This window comes from Eubacterium barkeri (assembly GCF_900107125.1).
Taxonomy (GTDB): Bacteria; Bacillota; Clostridia; order Eubacteriales; family Eubacteriaceae; genus Eubacterium_O; species Eubacterium_O barkeri.
Window position 1 is genome coordinate 23,751 of sequence record NZ_FNOU01000020.1, and the last position, 17,455, is coordinate 41,205.

Annotated in this window: 17 protein-coding genes; 9 read left to right on the forward strand and 8 right to left on the reverse strand. The window is 52.0% G+C overall.

Going from position 1 to position 17,455, the window contains the following annotated elements:
• Position 1: 1 nt before the first annotated feature.
• From BLU30_RS11090 to BLU30_RS11105, 4 genes are all read left to right on the forward strand, one after another.
• Positions 2-1,357, forward strand: a complete 1,356-nt coding sequence (locus BLU30_RS11090; protein WP_090246396.1) for a 4Fe-4S dicluster domain-containing protein — start codon at positions 2-4, stop codon at positions 1,355-1,357.
• Positions 1,354-1,893: a BMC domain-containing protein gene (locus BLU30_RS11095; RefSeq protein ID WP_090246398.1), complete on the forward strand. Its 540-nt coding sequence runs from the start codon at positions 1,354-1,356 to the stop codon at positions 1,891-1,893. Before BLU30_RS11090 ends, BLU30_RS11095 begins: the two co-directional genes overlap by 4 nt.
• Before the next feature lie 99 nt (positions 1,894-1,992).
• Entirely contained in the window at positions 1,993-3,159 is a 1,167-nt protein-coding gene (locus BLU30_RS11100) for an ethanolamine utilization protein EutH (RefSeq protein WP_340148145.1), read from the forward strand.
• A complete protein-coding gene (locus tag BLU30_RS11105; protein ID WP_090246402.1) occupies positions 3,156-3,590 on the forward strand; it encodes a cupin domain-containing protein in 435 nt (144 codons plus the stop codon). The genes BLU30_RS11100 and BLU30_RS11105 overlap by 4 nt, the downstream gene beginning before the upstream one ends.
• 250 nt (positions 3,591-3,840) lie before the next feature.
• Here the strand turns inward: BLU30_RS11105 and recQ are convergent, their stop codons facing one another.
• Positions 3,841-5,691 carry a DNA helicase RecQ gene (gene recQ, locus BLU30_RS11110; RefSeq protein WP_090246404.1) on the reverse strand — a complete coding sequence of 617 codons (1,851 nt, stop codon included), beginning with the start codon at positions 5,689-5,691 and terminating at the stop codon, positions 3,841-3,843.
• A gap of 150 nt (positions 5,692-5,841) precedes the next feature.
• On the opposite strand from recQ, the gene BLU30_RS11115 reads away from it, so the two are divergent.
• Together BLU30_RS11115 and BLU30_RS11120 are read left to right on the forward strand one after the other, a co-directional pair.
• Positions 5,842-7,041, forward strand: coding sequence for a CaiB/BaiF CoA transferase family protein (locus tag BLU30_RS11115; RefSeq protein ID WP_090246406.1), 1,200 nt, complete (start codon positions 5,842-5,844; stop codon positions 7,039-7,041).
• Positions 7,042-7,073: 32 nt separating this feature from the next.
• Positions 7,074-8,291 (forward strand): HD-GYP domain-containing protein, encoded by a 1,218-nt coding sequence (locus BLU30_RS11120; protein ID WP_090246408.1) that lies wholly within the window; start codon positions 7,074-7,076, stop codon positions 8,289-8,291.
• On the opposite strand, the gene BLU30_RS11125 is transcribed toward BLU30_RS11120, so the two are convergent.
• The 6 genes from BLU30_RS11125 to BLU30_RS11150 form a co-directional block, all read right to left on the reverse strand.
• On the reverse strand, positions 8,288-8,683 hold the full coding sequence (locus BLU30_RS11125) for a hypothetical protein (protein WP_090246410.1): 396 nt from the start codon (positions 8,681-8,683) through the stop codon (positions 8,288-8,290). The genes BLU30_RS11120 and BLU30_RS11125 overlap by 4 nt on opposite strands.
• Positions 8,684-8,727: 44 nt before the next feature.
• Complete coding sequence (gltS, locus tag BLU30_RS11130; protein WP_090246412.1) at positions 8,728-9,921, reverse strand: sodium/glutamate symporter; 1,194 nt, start codon at positions 9,919-9,921, stop codon at positions 8,728-8,730.
• Positions 9,922-9,948: 27 nt separating this feature from the next.
• On the reverse strand, positions 9,949-10,983 hold the full coding sequence (locus tag BLU30_RS11135; RefSeq protein ID WP_176770917.1) for a BMP family ABC transporter substrate-binding protein: 1,035 nt from the start codon (positions 10,981-10,983) through the stop codon (positions 9,949-9,951).
• Positions 10,984-11,144: 161 nt separating this feature from the next.
• Positions 11,145-11,915 (reverse strand): energy-coupling factor ABC transporter ATP-binding protein, encoded by a 771-nt coding sequence (locus tag BLU30_RS11140; protein ID WP_090246416.1) that lies wholly within the window; start codon positions 11,913-11,915, stop codon positions 11,145-11,147.
• 14 nt (positions 11,916-11,929) lie between these two features.
• Complete coding sequence (gene cbiQ / locus BLU30_RS11145; RefSeq protein ID WP_090246417.1) at positions 11,930-12,733, reverse strand: cobalt ECF transporter T component CbiQ; 804 nt, start codon at positions 12,731-12,733, stop codon at positions 11,930-11,932.
• Positions 12,734-12,756: 23 nt separating this feature from the next.
• Entirely contained in the window at positions 12,757-13,761 is a 1,005-nt protein-coding gene (locus tag BLU30_RS11150; RefSeq protein ID WP_090246419.1) for an energy-coupling factor ABC transporter permease, read from the reverse strand.
• A gap of 194 nt (positions 13,762-13,955) precedes the next feature.
• Here BLU30_RS11150 and BLU30_RS11155 point away from each other — a divergent pair, with 194 nt between their 5' ends.
• A complete protein-coding gene (locus BLU30_RS11155) occupies positions 13,956-14,300 on the forward strand; it encodes a metal-sensing transcriptional repressor (RefSeq protein WP_090246420.1) in 345 nt (114 codons plus the stop codon).
• Between the two features lie 171 nt (positions 14,301-14,471).
• Positions 14,472-15,218: an SDR family NAD(P)-dependent oxidoreductase gene (locus BLU30_RS11160; protein WP_090246422.1), complete on the forward strand. Its 747-nt coding sequence runs from the start codon at positions 14,472-14,474 to the stop codon at positions 15,216-15,218.
• A gap of 95 nt (positions 15,219-15,313) precedes the next feature.
• Here BLU30_RS11160 and BLU30_RS11165 read toward each other — a convergent pair whose 3' ends face one another.
• Positions 15,314-16,159: a MurR/RpiR family transcriptional regulator gene (locus tag BLU30_RS11165; RefSeq protein ID WP_090246424.1), complete on the reverse strand. Its 846-nt coding sequence runs from the start codon at positions 16,157-16,159 to the stop codon at positions 15,314-15,316.
• 213 nt (positions 16,160-16,372) lie between these two features.
• Here BLU30_RS11165 and BLU30_RS11170 point away from each other — a divergent pair, with 213 nt between their 5' ends.
• Positions 16,373-17,425 (forward strand): galactitol-1-phosphate 5-dehydrogenase, encoded by a 1,053-nt coding sequence (locus BLU30_RS11170; RefSeq protein WP_090246426.1) that lies wholly within the window; start codon positions 16,373-16,375, stop codon positions 17,423-17,425.
• The last annotated feature ends 30 nt before the right edge of the window (positions 17,426-17,455 follow it).

Here is a 17,455-nt window from a genome sequence, read left to right on the forward strand (position 1 = left end):
CGTGGATTTAGTGAAAGAAGTGCAGGCGGCGGGGGTCGTCGGTGCCGGCGGGGCTGGATTTCCCACCCATATTAAGCTTGGTGCCCAGGCAGAATGCTTTATTGTCAACGCCGTGGAATGCGAGCCCCTCATTGCGACGGATAAATATCTGTGCCGCCAGGAGGCGGATAAAATCATCAAGGGGATCCAGGTCATTGGCCAGGTCCTGGGCGCCAAGCGCTTGATTATTGCCCTTAAGGAAAGCTATGTGGAAGAAATTGCCTGCCTTGAAAAAGCCATTCAGGAGGCAAAGGCGACTATCGAAATAGTGACCCTTTCCCCCTTTTATCCGGCGGGTGATGAGCAAAGCCTGGTGTATGCGGTGCTGGGAAAAATCGTCCCAGAGCGGGGATTGCCCCTGGATGTCGGGGCTGTGGTGGATAATGTGGGGACCGTGGTGGATGTCTGGGATGCTGCCCAGGGAAAGCCAGTAACCCATAAAATACTCTCCATTGTGGGAGAGGTGGATCACCCCACCCTTCTCCAGGTACCCCTGGGGACCCCCATTAAAGAATGCCTGGCCCAGGCCAAAATGAAATCCGGGGAAATGGCCGTCCTTTTAGGCGGCCCCATGATGGGGCGTATCCTGACGGATCCCGGGGATATTGATGGGGCGGTAGTCACCAAAACCCTGGGCAATTTATTGGTTCTTCCCCGGAGCCATGAGCTGGTGCGCCGGGGGACGAGGTCCATCCAGGGGATCAAGGGTCAGGCCCTGAGTGCCTGTATCCAGTGCCAGATGTGTACGGATTTATGTCCCCGGTTTCTCATTGGCCACTGGGTCAAGCCCCACGAGGTCATGCGCCATGCCTTTAAAGAGGACAGCCTGGGAGACGATGCCTTTATCCGGGCCTTTGGGAGTGCCGTCAACTGCTGTGACTGTGGGATTTGTGAGCTGTTTGCCTGTCCCATGGGTTTATCCCCCCGTCGGATGAATGGCTATTTTAAGGAAAAGATCCGGGAACGGGGACTGACCATCGAAAGGGGGACGAACCCAAGGGAACATCCCATGATTGCCCATCGTCGGATTCCCACCCATCGGCTTATTGCCAGGATCAATTTACAGGCCTACGAAGGGCAAAAGCCCAGGGAGTGCGGCCAATGGTTACCGTCTCGGGTGCGCATTCCCCTGAAGATGCATATTGGCAGTCCGGCCCGGCCCCTTGTGGCGGTGGGGGATGTGGTGGCCCTGGGGCAGCTAATCGGTGAAGCCCAGGAAGGGCTGTCGGTTAACCTCCATGCCAGTATGGCGGGCACCGTTACGGAAGTGACAGATTATGGGATTACCATTGAAGGAAAAGGAGGTACCCGGGGATGAAGCGTGCACTTGGAATGATTGAGCTGACCAGTATTGCCAGAGGTATCATAACGACGGATGCCATGCTGAAGGCGGCCCAGGTGGACCTGGTTCGGGCATCCACGGTATGTCCCGGGAAATATATTGTATTGATTTCCGGGGACGTGGGTGAAATCAGGGCATCCATGGAGGCCGGAATCCATGTGGGCGCCGCCTATGTGGTCAATACATTGTTGATTCCCAATATCCACGAGCAGCTGGTGCCATCCCTGATGGGGACGGTTCAGGTGGTTGAGACCGAGGCTGTGGGCGTCCTGGAATTTTATTCCATTGCGGCGGCCATCACCGCCGCAGATACAGCGGTGAAGGCGGCCCAGGTGACGCTGCTGGAGGTGCGGATCGGCTATGCCATTGGGGGCAAGGGCTTTGTCACCTTAACCGGGGATGTGGGTGCTGTTAAGGCAGCAGTATCCGCAGCCAACTTATCCGATGAGCTGCTGGTGGAGACGGCTGTTATTCCGCGGCCAGCGGAAGCACTGGTGGATTCCTTATTGTAATGTAGAATAGAGAGGGACAAAAGAATGTTTAATGAATTGATGCAAAATATTACAAATATCGATGTCTTTACGTCAAGCATCGGGGAGTGGGTTGGGAATATTTCCGTAAACTCCGTTATTATCATGATCATGATGATTTTCATGATTGTCGGCGCCGTCGATAAAATTCGGGGGAACAAGCTGGGGTACGGGGAACAATTTGAAGAGGGCTTTAATGCCATGGGCCCCCTGGCCATGGCCATGGCCGGGGTGGTGGCGGCGGCACCAGTGCTTGCTATTATTCTAAAACCCATATTGGTGCCGGTGTATAACCTAGTCGGTGCGGATTCCTCCATGTTTGCCACAACACTGCTGGCCTGTGATATGGGGGGGTACCCTCTGGCCATGAATATGGCGGCCAATGAAACCATTGGGAATTTCTCGGGCCTGATTCTGGGCACGATGATGGGGCCGACCATCGTCTTTACCATCCCCGTGGCCCTTTCTATTATCCAGAAGAAGGATCGCCCCTACCTGGGTGCCGGGGTTCTAGCTGGGCTGATTACCATTCCCATCGGCTGTATTGTCGGTGGCCTGGTCATGAACCTGACCCCCTATAAAATGGATATTGGGACCATTCTGGTCAATCTGATTCCTGTTATCATCATTTCCGGGCTTATCGTCCTTGGCCTATGGTTTAAGCCTGCTAAAATGATTAGTGGCTTCAATAAATTCGGGACCGGTGTGACGACGGTCATAACCTTCTTTACGGCGGTAGCGGTCTTTCAATACATGACCGGAATTCGTTTCCCCTTAATGGATATTATGGTGACTCCCGATGCCGCCGGGGTCATTCCCCTGGAATCCGGTTTGTTGATCTGCGGGACCATTGCCATTGTGTTAATTGGGGCATTTCCCATGGTCAAGTGGATTACAGATACCTTTGGAAAATCCCTGGAAAAGGTGGGCCAAAAGCTGGGCATCGACGAGAACAGCTCGGCGGGTCTGGTGGCCAGCCTGGCCAATAATATTGCCATGTTTAACATCATGGATAAAATGAATGGAAAAGGAAAGCTCCTCAATGTCGCCTTTGCGGTGTCTGCGGCCTTTGTCTTTGGGGATCACCTGGGCTTTACCGCCGGGGTAAACCAGGAGATGATTTTCCCCGTTATCGTCGGAAAGCTGGTGGCCGGGATTACGGCCTTGATTTTAGCCAATATGCTGGCACCGAAGCTGCTGAGTAAAATTGAAGCAACCCAGGAAACCGGGCAGGAGGAAGAAGAATGAATCTGAGTGAAGCCTTGATTAAGCAAATTGTGGAAAGTGTGCTAAAGGAGCAGTTCAACCCGTCTATAGCCCCCTTTCAGAAAGATCAGGATCCCAGCGGTATTATAAAGGTTAAAACCGATACTGTAAGGTGTGAGCCCTTTGGGGAAACTCTTGGGGTCGGCCTGCGGGATATCCTTTCCCTGGAGGAGGCACCCCGTATGGGGGCCGGCATCATGGAGCTGGACAACACCCGCTTTGAGTGGACCCTGACCTACGATGAATACGACATGGTCATCGATGGGGAGCTGGAAATTGAAATTGATGGCCGGACCATCTCCGGTGGACCTGGGGATATCCTTTATATTCCCAAGGGCAGCCATATCTTTTTTAAAACGCCCTCCAAAGCCCGGTATGCTTATTTTGTCTATCCCGCCAATTGGCAGGAGTAGGAATCCTTACGGCAATAAACCAATGACCCTGGGGCAGGATAATGCTCTGCCCCGGGGCCCCTTTTGACATGGTGCTCAATCCTTTGTGTGGGGTGATACTCACACCATCACCCCACGCAGCCTTGGGTGGAATTCACACCTCCATAACCCAGATCACGTCCAGGGAATACCTGGAAAGCACCGAATCCATAGAACAATGGACCACCAGTCTTCCATCATCCTGGGGGTCTCTTGTTCTTTTTTGCATGCTTTAGGAAGGGCTTTCCCCCTTCTGTTTCCAATCCCGGATGGCCGCCATAAACGCATCCCCATACCGCTCACATTTCACCTGCCCCACACCGGAAACGGACAGGAAGGCCTCGGTGGTGGTGGGCAGGACGGCACACATATCGGTTAAGGTGGCGTTGGAGAAAATCACATAGGCCGGAACGCTCTGTTCCTCAGCCAGCTGGTTGCGCAAATCCCGAAGGCTTTCGAAAAGCTCGGGATGGAGGGCGTGGGTACTCCCCTTACCCTTCCCTTTTTTGCGGTCCTTGGCCCGGCTGATTTGACGCTCTACAGGCAGGGTGAGGGTCAGACTTTCCGTTCCTTTCAGGATGGGTCGGGCCCTTTGGCTCAGGCGCAGCACCGGGAATTGTCCCTCCTCTACGACAATGTACCCTAAACCCGTCAGGCTGCGGATGATTTGGCGCAGTCGGTTTTCGGAGTCCTCGGCCATGATGCCGTAGGTGGAGAGGGTGTCAAAGCCTAAATCCGACAGGCGCTTGCTTTTACTCCCCCGGAGGACATCGATGACCATCTTGGCCCCAAAGCGGCTGCCCGTGCGGATGATACAGGAAAAAATCTTCTGGGCAGGTACGGTCATATCCAGGGTTTCCTTTTCGGCATTGCAGTTGCCGCAGTGGCCGCATTCTATAGGGGCATCCTCCCCAAAGTACCGCAGCATATACCCCCTCAGGCAGTCCTCGGTGTGGCAGTAAAAGGTCATGGTTTTAAGCCGTTCCTCATCCAGGGCCCGGAGGGCCTGGGGGTCCGCATCCCCGGATTCGGTAAAGGAATGGGCGATGAAGAACTGCTGGGTTCTCACATCCTGGGGGCTGTAGAGCAGAATGCAGTCTGCTGGCTCTCCGTCCCGGCCGGCACGGCCCGCCTCCTGGTAGTAGCTTTCAATATCCCCGGGCATATTGTAGTGGATCACATAGGAGACGTTGGATTTATCGATGCCCATACCAAAGGCGTTGGTGGCCACTACCACGGGCTTTTGATCGTAGATGAAGGCATCCTGATTCCGGCGGCGGACAGTATCGGAGAGACCGGCGTGGTAGGGGACGGCGGGGATACCCTGGGCCACCAGGGCATCGGCAACCTGCTCCACCTGTTTGCGGGTGGCACAGTAGATGATGCCGCTTTTATCCCGGCGCTTGTCCACCAGGCGGAGGAGCTCTGGCAGCTTTTTATCAGGGTGGTGGACCTCGAAGTTCAGGTTTGGGCGATCGAAGCCGGTGACCAGGCGCCTGGGCTCCACTAAATCTAAAAGGACGGCAATGTCCTCCTGGACCTGGGCTGTGGCTGTGGCGGTATAGGCGGAAACCACCGGGCGGGTATGAAAGCTCTGAATGAAATCTGGAATGGCCAAATAGGCGGGTCGGAAATCCTGACCCCATTGGGAAATACAATGGGCTTCATCCACGGTGATCATGCTGACGCTTTGCCCATTGATCAATGCCATGAAATCCTGGGCCATTAAACGTTCCGGGGCGATGTAGAGCAGCCGGCAGGCACCAGAGGCCACATCCTCCATGGCCTGACGGTATTCTTCATCCGTCAGGGAGGAGTTCAGGCAGGCCGCGGGAATGCCGCTTTGGACCAGGGCCCCCACCTGATCCTTCATGAGAGAGATGAGGGGGGAGATCACCAGGGTCAGTCCCGGAAGCATCAGGGCAGGAATCTGGTAACAGAGGGATTTCCCCGCACCGGTGGGCATAATCCCCAGGGCGTCCTGTCCCGAGAGGACCGCATCGATGAGGTCCGCCTGTCCCGGCCGGAAGGCATCGTACCCAAAATAGTGTTTTAAAATCTGTTCCTTGCTTTGTACAGTCATGGCGTTTCCTATCATTTATTTTCTTAGTTTTATTATACATCAGAAAAAGGGAGAAATCCCAGAGAAAGATTTACAAATTGCAGCTGGGTCGGTATACTGGGAGAGTAGAAATAAGGATGAATTTTTTAGTATAAAAAGTGAGGGTATAAGATGAGTGAGAATACAGGCGCTTTATCGGATTTAAAGGTTTTAGATTTTACGACACTCTTACCAGGGCCCTATGCGACCCTGATGCTCGCAGACCTGGGGGCCCAGGTGCTTAAGATAGCCTCTGGCAGCCGGCCGGATATCGTCGCAGATTATCCGCCGATGGTGGCGGATACGGGGATATCCGCCAATCAGGCTTGGCTGGGACGGAATAAACGCTCCATGTTTTTAAATCTTAAAGCACCCGAAGCAGTGGACATGGTGAAACAACTGATTATGGAGTACGATATCGTCATCGAACAATTCAGGCCAGGGGTGATGGATCGTCTGGGACTGGGCTACGGGGATTTAAAAGCGGTCAATCCCCGTTTGATTTATTGCTCCCTGACGGGATACGGTCAGGACGGCCCGCTGAGCCACCGGGCGGGCCATGATATTAACTATTTGGCCCGGAGCGGGAATATGGCCTACTCTGGCCGGGAAACCACGGGGCCGGTGCTGACCAATATGCAGATTGCGGATTTGGCGGTGGGCTCCATGAATTCAGTGGTGGGCATTCTGGCGGCGGTTCATCATCGGACGGTTACCGGGGAAGGCCAATGGGTGGATGTGGCCATGTACGATGGGCTCATTCCCTTTAACGCCATGGACGGCGCAGCCTTTCTTTCATCTGGGGAGCGTCCCACCCGGGAGGGGACCCGTTTAAATGGCGGCTGTCTCTATGATTTTTACGAAACAGCCGATGGTGAGTATATGAGTGTGGGGGCCCTGGAACCTCAGTTTTGGGCAGGCTTCTGTGCGTGCATAGGCCGGCCGGACTGGGTGGAGAAGACCGTCTGGCCTGAGGATGTGCAGGCGGTCAAGGCCGAGGCCCGGGCAATTTTCAGAACCAAGACCCAAAAGGAATGGCAGGCTATTTTTGACCCGGCGGATGTGTGCGTGGAACCAGTCCTCAGCCTGCCTGATGCGTTGCTGACCGATGCCCATGTTCAAGCCCGGCGGATGGTTGTTGACGTCCCGATGCCAGAGCATCCGGAGGTGCGCATCAAGCAGCTGGGGTGCCCCATTAAGCTATCAGCCTGTCCGGTATCCTACACCGAGGGAGGCCGGGCCCTGGGGGCAGAAACCCAGGCGGTTTTAAAGGAACTGGGATATTCGGAGACAGAAATTGAGGACTTTACAGCAAAGGGCGTTTTTAATTAAGGGGAATCGAAAAGGGAGGATTGAGTAGAGGAATGAAAGAAATTTGTTTTAACGACGTTTTATTTGCGTGTTCCCAAGCTTTGGATTATGTGGAGTATGAACTGCTGGGAGCCACCGATCACCATTCGAAAAGGGTAGCCTGGATGGGAATGGAGCTTGGGAACGCCTTGGGGATGGAGGATAAAGATTTAATCGATCTGGTGGCCTGCGCCCTCCTCCATGACAATGCCCTGGCCGAGTATATTGCCACGGAGCTCCGGGGGACGGATACCCATCAAAGGATGGATATAGGCATTCACTGCAAGCTCGGTGAGCGCAATATTGCCTGTCTTCCCATGGCGACAAATCAAGATGGGGCGGTGTTGTACCACCATGAAAATGCCGATGGCAGTGGTCCCTTTGGTCGAACAGCAAAGGAGACACCCTTGGCGGCCCAAATCATCCATTTGGCGGATCAGCTGGATGTCGCTTTGGATTTGGGACATTGGGAGGAGGGAAAAGCAGCGGTCATTCAAGGGTATTTATCAATGAATCGAGATCGTTGCTTTTCAGGAGAGCTCGTGGATCTCTTTTGGGATACCTTTACCCTTTCGGACCTGAGCAGCCTGGAGGGTGGAGCATTGGAAGCGCGGATTGAAGCCCGTCTTCCCCGGCGTACCGCCCTTTATTCCCATAAACAGTTTCGGGATATGGCAACCCTCTTTGCCCGTATTACAGATTATAAATCGGCGTCAACCTGCCAGCATTCCATGGGTATTGCAGAAAAGCTGGAACAAATGGGGCGCTATTATGGATATGATGCTGAGGGCTGTATGGATCTGTTTATGGCTGGGGCTTTTCATGACATTGGAAAGCTAATGGTACCCAACGCGGTGCTGGAAAAGCCAGGGCGATTAACCGTCGGAGAATATGAAATAATGAAGACCCATGCTGAAAAAAGCGATGGGATACTATCGCATATTGAAGGGTTTGAAACCCTTCGAAAATGGGCCTGCCAGCACCATGAAAAGCTGGATGGCTCTGGGTATTTTAAGGGGCTTTCTGCCGGGGATTTGGACTTTGAAGAACGTCTGGTGGCCTGTGTCGATATTTACCAGGCCCTTACCGAGCCAAGACCCTATAAGTCTGGGTTAACCCACGCCGTAGCCATAAAAATGATGTCAAAAATGGTAGAAAAACATCAAATTGATGGCGGGATTGTTGGGGATTTGGATCGGGTGATGGGGAGACGGAGTGCATTCATCCACTAATTCCCACGCACCAGGGTGACCTGTACTGCAGAATAGGTCGCAATGATGTCATCCCCCTTAAAAGCATAGCCAATGGTGAGGGGAGCATCCAGATCAGCCGAAGAAATGGTGATGGTTTTATCTGTTTTGGTATAGGTTCCGGAATAAGTTTTGGAGTCACCATTAATGGTGGCATCCACAGAACCGGTGCCATCGGCATTGAGGACAATGCGTAAAGATACGTCCCCAATGACTTTCTTTAGGTTTTTGGCCGATTCCGGAGAAATGGTCCAGGACCCCACCAGACTTTTTTCAGGGGTTGGGTTGGCTTCCTTTTGGGGTGCCGCGCAGCCACCGAGCAGTAAAACAGATAATAGTGCGATAAGCAGGGTAATTTTTAATTGACGTTTCATTGATTTTCTCCTTATATAACGATGATAATTCTTTTAGCTTCTTTTTAGCTTAAGAGATTAATGAAAAAGGTTACGATGATGCTGTTAAAAAAATCGACAAAAAAGGCTCCGGCGATGGGGATGATGAGAAAGGCTTTTTCTGAGGGCAGATATTTCTCGGTAAGGGCCTGCATATTGGCCATGGCGTTGGGGGTTGCCCCCATACCAAAACCACAGGTACCCGCTGTGATGATGGCCGCATCGTAGTTCCGGCCCATCAGTGGAAACACCACAAAGCGGGCAAAAAGTGTCATCAGTAGAACCTGGGCGGTCAGCATCAGAATGAGGGGAATGGCCAGGGCAGCCAGCTGCCAAAGCTGGAGGCTCATGAGGGCCATGGCTAAAAAGAGGGACAATGCGGCCTCACCAACTTCGGCAATTTCAAAATCGTACACCGGAAAGGCCCCCGTTCCATCGGAAATATTCCGGAGGATCGAAGCTGCAATCATGGCACCGATGTAGGAGGGGAAATTGAGACCAGACTGGGCGATGGCCCAGGAGATGAAGGTTCCAATCCCCATGGCAATCGCTAATTGGCAAATTCCCCGGGTGAGGTTTCCGGCCAGGATGGAAGGGGCATCCCCGTCCACTTCAGTATCAAGAATAACATGGCGTTCTTCCAGCCCCTGGGTGAGATTAAAGGTATCGATGAGCCGTTTTCCCAGGGGTCCTCCCAGTAAGGAGCCGGCAACCAGTCCGAAGGTGGCGGCGGCCATGGCGATGCTGGTGGCCCCATTGACGCCAGCGGCTTTGAGCATGGGCCCAAAGGCACCGGCACTGCCGTGACCGCCCACCATGGGGATGGAGCCTGTGCAGAGGGCGAGCAGCGGGGAAACTCCGATAACATAAGACATGCCCAGGGCGACAAGGTTTTGCAGCAGAATCAGTCCAACGACCAGAATGACAAAGAGAATGAGCGGCAGCCCGCCGTATTTGAGGGATTTGAAGGAAGCACCAAATCCGATGGAGGTGAAGAAGGCCGTCATACAGACTTCCTGGAGGGTGAGATCAAAGGAAATCTGAAAGAAATCGGTGGTATAGCCCAGAAGGGTGACCAGGGAAAAAAGGAGGCCACCCACCACTGGCGCAGGGATACAAAATCGGGCGAGAATCGAAATGTGTTTTCTGAGAAATTCTCCGAGATAAAGAACGGCGGCGGCGACACCCAGGGTTTGAATCATATCCAGGGTTATGATCATAAAAGAATCATCCTTTCCATTGTTGGATTATAGAGAAGTATCGGACAGGCTTTGGTATTGGTCCTGGGTGGCGGGGATGGTGCGCTGACCGTTTTTAATCTCAAGACTTAAGGCATCAAGACGGGTCATCAGCTGGGGGAAATGGGCATTTATATTGGGATTTTCCTTGGGAATACCCACCGCATCTTCCTTTAGACCCCGGACAATGACCGTGCCCCCTTCAAGATTACCATCATGGAAGCGTTGGGTAAAGTATTTGACCACATTATTGGTACGCTTGACCACACTGGTTAGAATAACCCTGGGGGCATTTTCATATTGATCGATATCGGCCCCAATAACCCATTTGTCAGCCATTATAGCCGCTTCGATGACGCCGGTTCCAGTGGTACCAGCAACCGGGAAGAGGACATCACACCCGCTTTGGTAGAGTTGGGTCGCTTTTTTTTGACCAAGGGCGGCCTCGTTAAAGGAATCGGTGTAGACGATGTCGCATTGGATGTTTTTTTCAAGCTCCTTCGCCGCAGTCTCAACGCCATAACGGTAGCCGTATTCAAAACGCTCAACGGCGGGGATTTTCATGCCCCCAATAAACCCAACATGGTTGCTCTGGGTGGCGGTTCCCGCAGCATAACCAGCCAGGAAGGCAGCCTGCTCCGAGGCAAAAACAATGGTATTCACATTCTGGGGAAGAACCGTCTGGGTATCACTGGCATCTAAGATCATGTAGCGTATACCGGGATTGTAGCCCGCAGAGGTTAATAGCGCCTCTTCGGTGGGGCCGCCCATTCCCCAAATTAAGGTGTTGCCATCGTCGGCCAGTTTTTCCGCATTGGCCAGGTAGTCCTCTGGGGATTGGGACTCCAAATAACTCACGGCGGTGTCCGGGTTATTGCGCTCAAAGGTTTTAAGGCCTTCATACATGCCGTAGGTGTAGCTATTCTCAGTGAGCTGGGGTGAATCGCCAAGCATGGCATAGTGGATTTCAGGTGCTTTTCGACATCCTGAAATTAAAATAATGCCCCCCAAGAAAAGGGTCAAAAGTATCCATAATTTCTTCATGATATCCTTCCTATTTTCCATCGTCTGTATTTGTTTCGTGCGTGGACAAGCTTATCCTCCTATTTTAGACAATAAACCTTAGGAAGGCAAGGGGATAAAAAAGGCACCATTCTGGTCCCTTGGCGTGGATGGGAACCAGGATGGTGTCAAAAAATTCTCAATTATGAGAGAATAGCTTCATAGCCATGGGAACAACTCGCACAGCGCTGAAATTTAAAGGGCATTTCCAGATGGCAGTTTTCAAGGAGTGGTGCATCGGATAGAATCTGGGTACAGGCCCCATCGGCTACACAGGCCCCCTCCCGGAGGACGATGGCCCGGTCACACAGCTCCTCGGCCATGTCCAGATCGTGGGTGGCGATGATTCGGGTCTGGGGCATGGTGCTGATGGTCTCCATGAGACGGCGGCGGGCCCAGGGGTCCAGGAAGGAGGAGGGTTCATCAAAGAGAATGACCTCCGGGGACATGGACAAGACTGAGGCCACGGCCACCATCCGTTTTTCCCCAATGGAAAGATGCGCCGGCATTCGATCCCGGAGCTTTTCAATTCCCAGGAGAGTCAGGGCCTGGGTTACCCGGGCGTCAACCACCTCCGGGGAAAGGCCCATGTTTTGGGGCCCAAAGGCAATATCCTCGCTCACCCGGGTGGTAAAGAGCTGATCATCCGGGTTTTGAAAGACAAGGCCCACAAGGCGGCGGATGTCCGGGAGGTTCTTTTTCTCAACAGGGGTATCACCAATGGTGATTCCCCCTTCTGTGGGGGAAAGAATGCCCGTAAATAAATGAAAGAGTGTGGATTTACCGGCACCGTTGGCCCCAACCAGGGCAATACATTCTCCCGGGGCAACCTTTAGGGAGAGATGATCGATGGCGGCATGGCCATCGGGATAGGTAAAAACAAGGTCGTCTATGGTAATGGATGTGGGTTGCATAAAATACCGCCTGTCTAAAAGAGTGGAAGGAATACTTGGGTCAGAAGGAATGGAAAAAAGCGCATCAGAAGGAGGGCACTGGCACCGAGGAAAAATACAGTGTAATCCGCCGCATTTGCTGGGGCAGGCCGTCCCTGGAGGAAGGAGCCATCGTAGCCCCGGCACTTCATGGCGTGGTATACCCGGTCCGCCCGATCAAAGCTCCGGAGTAAAAGCTGACCTAAGAAAACACCCATATCCTTCATGCGGATTCCCCGCTCCTGGGGAGCCCGAAGATGGTAAGCCGTAGTCATTCGGGAGGCTTCCCCCAAAAGAACGGAGATGTATCGGTAAATCAGCAGGATTTGCTCCACTAAAATTCGGGGAACATGGATGCGCAGAAGCTGATAGGCAATGGCTGGTAAACCAGTGGTGGCAATGAGGATCAGGACTGCCGACACACAAAAGCAGGTTTTGAGCAAAATGGTTAAAAAGGAGAGGCCGCCGGTGGTGATGGGCACAAAGCCAATGACCGCCACCACTTGTCGGTCAAAAATTAAGTTAGCAATCCCAGCAAAAGCCACGAAGGGAAGGGCGATGGCCACCCGTTTAAAAAGCGGCTTCCAGGGAATTTCCGCCAGAGCCATCAGGACAAAGGGAAAGAAGGCAAAAACGGCCAAAAGCCCCGGATTATACACGGGGCAAGAGACCACAAGAACCAGATATAAAAAAGTGAGGGCCAGCTTGACCCCCGGGTGGAGCCGGTGGATGATGGTATGGCCATCCACCAGCTCTTCAATGCTGGTCAGTGTATTTAAAGACTGAGAAAAATCGGTCATTGGGACCTCCTGAAAGCGGAACCTTAAGCAGATTTATGGGATTTTCTTACCTTGGTGATAACAAACCCGGTCCCTCCAGCCAGAAGCAGTGTGATGCCGGCACCAATGAGACCTGCGGTAGTGGTCCCCATGGCACTCCCCTCGCCGCCGGAAAAATCATAATCCGGCATAAAGGCTGTAGATTCCTGAATCGCCGCAGCGCTTTCGTGGGTACCCCCATCGCTTTCCAACTCTGTGGTACCGGCCACATTTTCCATGGCCCATTCCAAACCATCGGGATTTGCCGATGCAAAGAGGGAGAAGCCTCCTCCCAGGAGGACGGCGAATACCAGAAGACTGATGACTACTTTCTTAGTATCCAGTTTAGAGGGAAGGGCGGTGCCTTCAAGGGCAGTTGTGAGGATTTCCGGGCGCATCTGCTGGATGAAGCACAGGACACCGGCGGTGACAATCCCTTCCACCAGGCCAATGGCCAGATGAATGGGGAGCATCAGACCGGTAAAAACACCAAAGGGAAGGGCGGTGATGCCAGATGCTGTCGTTTCTAAGACAACGGAAAAGGCCCCCATGGATAAGGCCAGCACCACACAGAGAATGGAAGACCAGGTGATTCGCCCTTTGGTCAGCCCTTTTTTAAGGATGGGACGCATGATCAGGGGATAAACGAGAAGACAGGTATAAAAGCCCATATTCCACACGTTGCATCCCAGGGCCAGGAGACCACCGTCGGCAAAGAACAGGGCCTGGATGAGGAGGACCGCTGTCATCACCAGAAAGGCCGGGAATGGCCCCAGTGTCGCCGCTAATAAAATCCCTCCGCCGATGTGCCCGCTGGACCCTGTCCCCGGGATGGTGAAATTAATCATTTGACCAGCAAAGACCGCCGCCCCTAAAACACCCATGAGGGGAATGGTCTTTTCATCCACTTCATCCTTGCATTTATACGCAGAATAAGCGACGCAGCCAGCGCTGGCGGCTAACATAATCCCTCCCACGGCTGGGGAGACCAAAGCATCTGCCATGTGCATAATTTATACCTCTCTTTCCATCATTTCTTTAACTTGTGTTTACAAGTTGATTATACGGCGATTATTGCCATTGCACAAGCCCCGGAGGGGGTTATGCAGAATGAAAAAACAAAAAAAATTTGCGCTTTTATCTGCAAAAGGCTACAATAGGCATCATAAACAATCGGTTAAAATGAAAATGAAGGGGGTCCAGGATGTTAGTAAAGGACGATAAATGTAGCCATAGCCATGATCACGATCATAACCATGACCATGGACACGATCATGGTCATCACCACAGCGCCAAAGAACAGCGGGCCATCATCAATCGTTTATCCAAAGCCATTGGCCATTTGGAATCGGTGAAACGGATGGTGGAGGAGGATCGGGATTGCAGCGAGGTGCTCATTCAGCTGTCAGCGGTGCGCTCAGCCATTAACAACACCGGGAAAGTTATACTGAAGGGGCATTTGGAGCACTGTATTATCGATGCCGTACGGGATGACGATATGGCACAAATCGATGCCCTGAGTAAAGCCATTGATCAATTTATAAAATAAAACAGTAGAATACGATCTTCGTGGACTCAGATACCCTTTCTGGGTTCTTTTTTTATCTGAATGGAGTCTGAAAGAGATGGGGAATAGGAGAAAAAGGTTGACGACTTTATATGTACTTATTATAATTACAGATAAAGATCCATTGAATTTTAATGAGAAGGAGGTTTCATAATGCAGTTAAAGGATAAAGTTGCCATTATTACCGGCGCATCCCGGGGAATTGGTTATGCTATTGCCCAGGCCTATATTGAAGAGGGGGCGAAGGTGGCATTGTGCGGCAGCCGAATCGCTTCGGCGGAAAAGGCGGCGGGTGCGTTAAAAAAAGTGTACCCAGAGGCGGATATTCTGCCCATCGGCGTGGATATATCGGATACGGAAAGTGTTGATGCCATGGTGAAGGCGACCATGGCTCATTATGGAAAAATCGATATTCTTGTCAATAATGCGGGGGTGACCTCGACAAAGCAGATTTTTGATATGACCGATGATGATTTTGAATCGGTTCTTCGCATTAATCTGGTGGGGCCCTTTAAGTGTATCCGTGCCGTTGCCAAGGAAATGGTGGGGAGAGGTGGTGCCATTATTAACACCAGCTCAATGGTGGGGACTTACGGTGGAAAGATGCAGACCGCCTATTCCTCCTCAAAATTTGGGGTTAATGGCTTGACTAAATCCTGTGCCAAGGAGCTGGGGCCCTATAATATTCGGGTGAATGCAGTGGCCCCCGGGGCGGTGCTTACGGATATGGTTGCCGAATTCGTGGACGACGCCACCATGGCCGCCATTAAAGGTTTCACCCCCCTGGGACGGATGGCCGACCCCAAGGAGCTGGCTGGGGCTTACGTTTACCTGGCCTCTGAGCAAGCCAGCTTTACCACCGGGACCATCATCCACGTCGACGGCGGCATCGTGATGTAAGCTGCGAGAAAGCAAGCAGGCCCGAAGGCGAATTCAATCAGCAAAATAGCCCCAGTATTCCCGGAATTCCCGGAATGCTGGGGCTTGTTTTTTGATCAGGTTTTATTTTTTGCTACAGCCAGGCGGGATTCATCCAGGGCCGTGTAAAAAACGTCCTCATGGGACATAAATAAAGATAGATATAAAATATCAATAATGGTCAGTTGAACCAGACGGGAGGCCATGGCCTCAGAATGGTATTTTTTATCGTTGGTGGAGCTGGACAGAAAAAAATCAACACTTTTTGCGAGAGTTGAGTTGGAAAAGCTGGTCATTCCGATAATCTGGACGCCTCTGTTCTTGGCAATATCCACCGTTTTTAAAACCTCCAGGCTTTCACCCGTGTGGGAAATGGCAAAAAGCACATCTCCAGGACCAGCATGGGATAGCAGGATGTTCATGAGGTGGGGGTCGGGGAAGCTGTTTACATTCAGCCCAATTTTTGCAAACTTATGGAGGGCATCTGAAGCGATAGCAGCAGAGGCACCCACCCCAAAGAAGAAAATACGTTCCGCCTGAAAGAGGGTATCCAGAACCGATTGAATCAGGGAATCGGGGAGAGAATGGGCTACATCCTTGACCGCCGTCAGGTTGTGGCTGATGACCTTTGCCTTGATCTCATGGATGGAATCTCCGGGACGCAGTTCATCATTGATGGTACCCGAAGGATCCTTGGAGACCTCCCGGGCTAAATTGATGCGAAAGGTTTGATAAGAATCATAATCCATTTTCTTAAGGAAGCGCATGACTGTGGTCTCACTGGTGTCGCAGTACTTGGCGAGATCCGTAATGGATAGCATGGATGCAGAATCGGTATGGTTGAGGATATAATCAGCAATAATTTTCTGGTTTTTAGAAAAAGTATTGTATTTTGTTCGAATTAAAGGGAGTAAAGAAACCATGGGACCTCCAAAATTTTCATTTCTGAATCTTATTATAACGAAAAAGAGGGGAAAAGTAAAATGGTGTGGATAAAAAAACGTAAAAAATTAACGCATATGATATTGACATCGTAGACGTGAGGGTGTATAATTCGTTTATAATTTACGGCAAAGGAAATAAATACGTAAATATCAAACGGAATCACCATTCCGAAAAACTCAGGAGGTTTATTCATGAAAGCAGTGCGGATGTACAAACCCGGAGATTTAAGGGTCGAAGAAGTGGCAAAGCCAGAAATGCTATCAGATGAAGTCATGGTGAAAGTGCGTGCCGTGGGGTTATGTGGCTCGGATATTCCCCGGGCGTTGGTCTATGGGGCTCATGTTTCACCCATTACCATTGGCCATGAATTCGCCGGTGAGATCGAAGCGGTGGGGGCCGATGTCAAAGGCTTCAAACCCGGGGACCGGGTGGTGGTACCGCCGCTGATCCCCTGTGGGAAGTGTGAATGGTGTCAGAAGGGCAACTACTCCCTCTGCGAGGATTATGATTATTACGGCTCTCGTCGGGATGGTGCCCTGGCGGAATATGTTTCTGTAAAAGAATCCAACCTGCTGAAGGTACCGGATAATGTGTCCTATGAGGATGCGGCCACCATCGATCCCTGTGCCAATGCCTACCACGGACTTTCCCGGGGGAATTTTAAACCAGGTGACAGTGTTGCCATTGTTGGCTCCGGCCCCATCGGCCTTTTCGCAGCCCAGTATGCTAAGCTGGAGGGGGCCTCTAAGGTCATTGCAGTGGATGTCTGGGATGAAAAGCTGGACATCGCTAAAAGGGTGGGTGCAGATGTTGTGATTAATTCCATGGAAACCGACGCAGTGCAGGCTGTCATGGATGCTACCGATGGCCATGGCGTGGACCTCATCATCGATTTCTCTGGGGTGCCAGCGGCTCAAAAGCAGGCCATCCGCATGGCGGCCAAAATGGGCCGGGTGGTCTTCCTGGGTATCTCCCACAAGGGGCTGGAGCTTTCTGAGAAGGAAGTGGATACCATCATGCGCAGCCAGCTTTCTGTCATCGGTTCCTGGAATTCCTTTACCGCCCCTTATCCCGGTGTGGACTGGACGGAATCCGTAAAGATGTTTGCAGAACGGGGGATGACAGCGAAGGATATTATTAGCCATCGCTTGCCCCTGGACGAATGCCCTGCAGTCTTTGCAGAGATTGCGAAGGGTGGCTATTTCTATAATAAGGTTATGTTTTTCCCGTGGGGACAGGAATAAACTGGAATAAACCAATTTAGAGGAGGATAA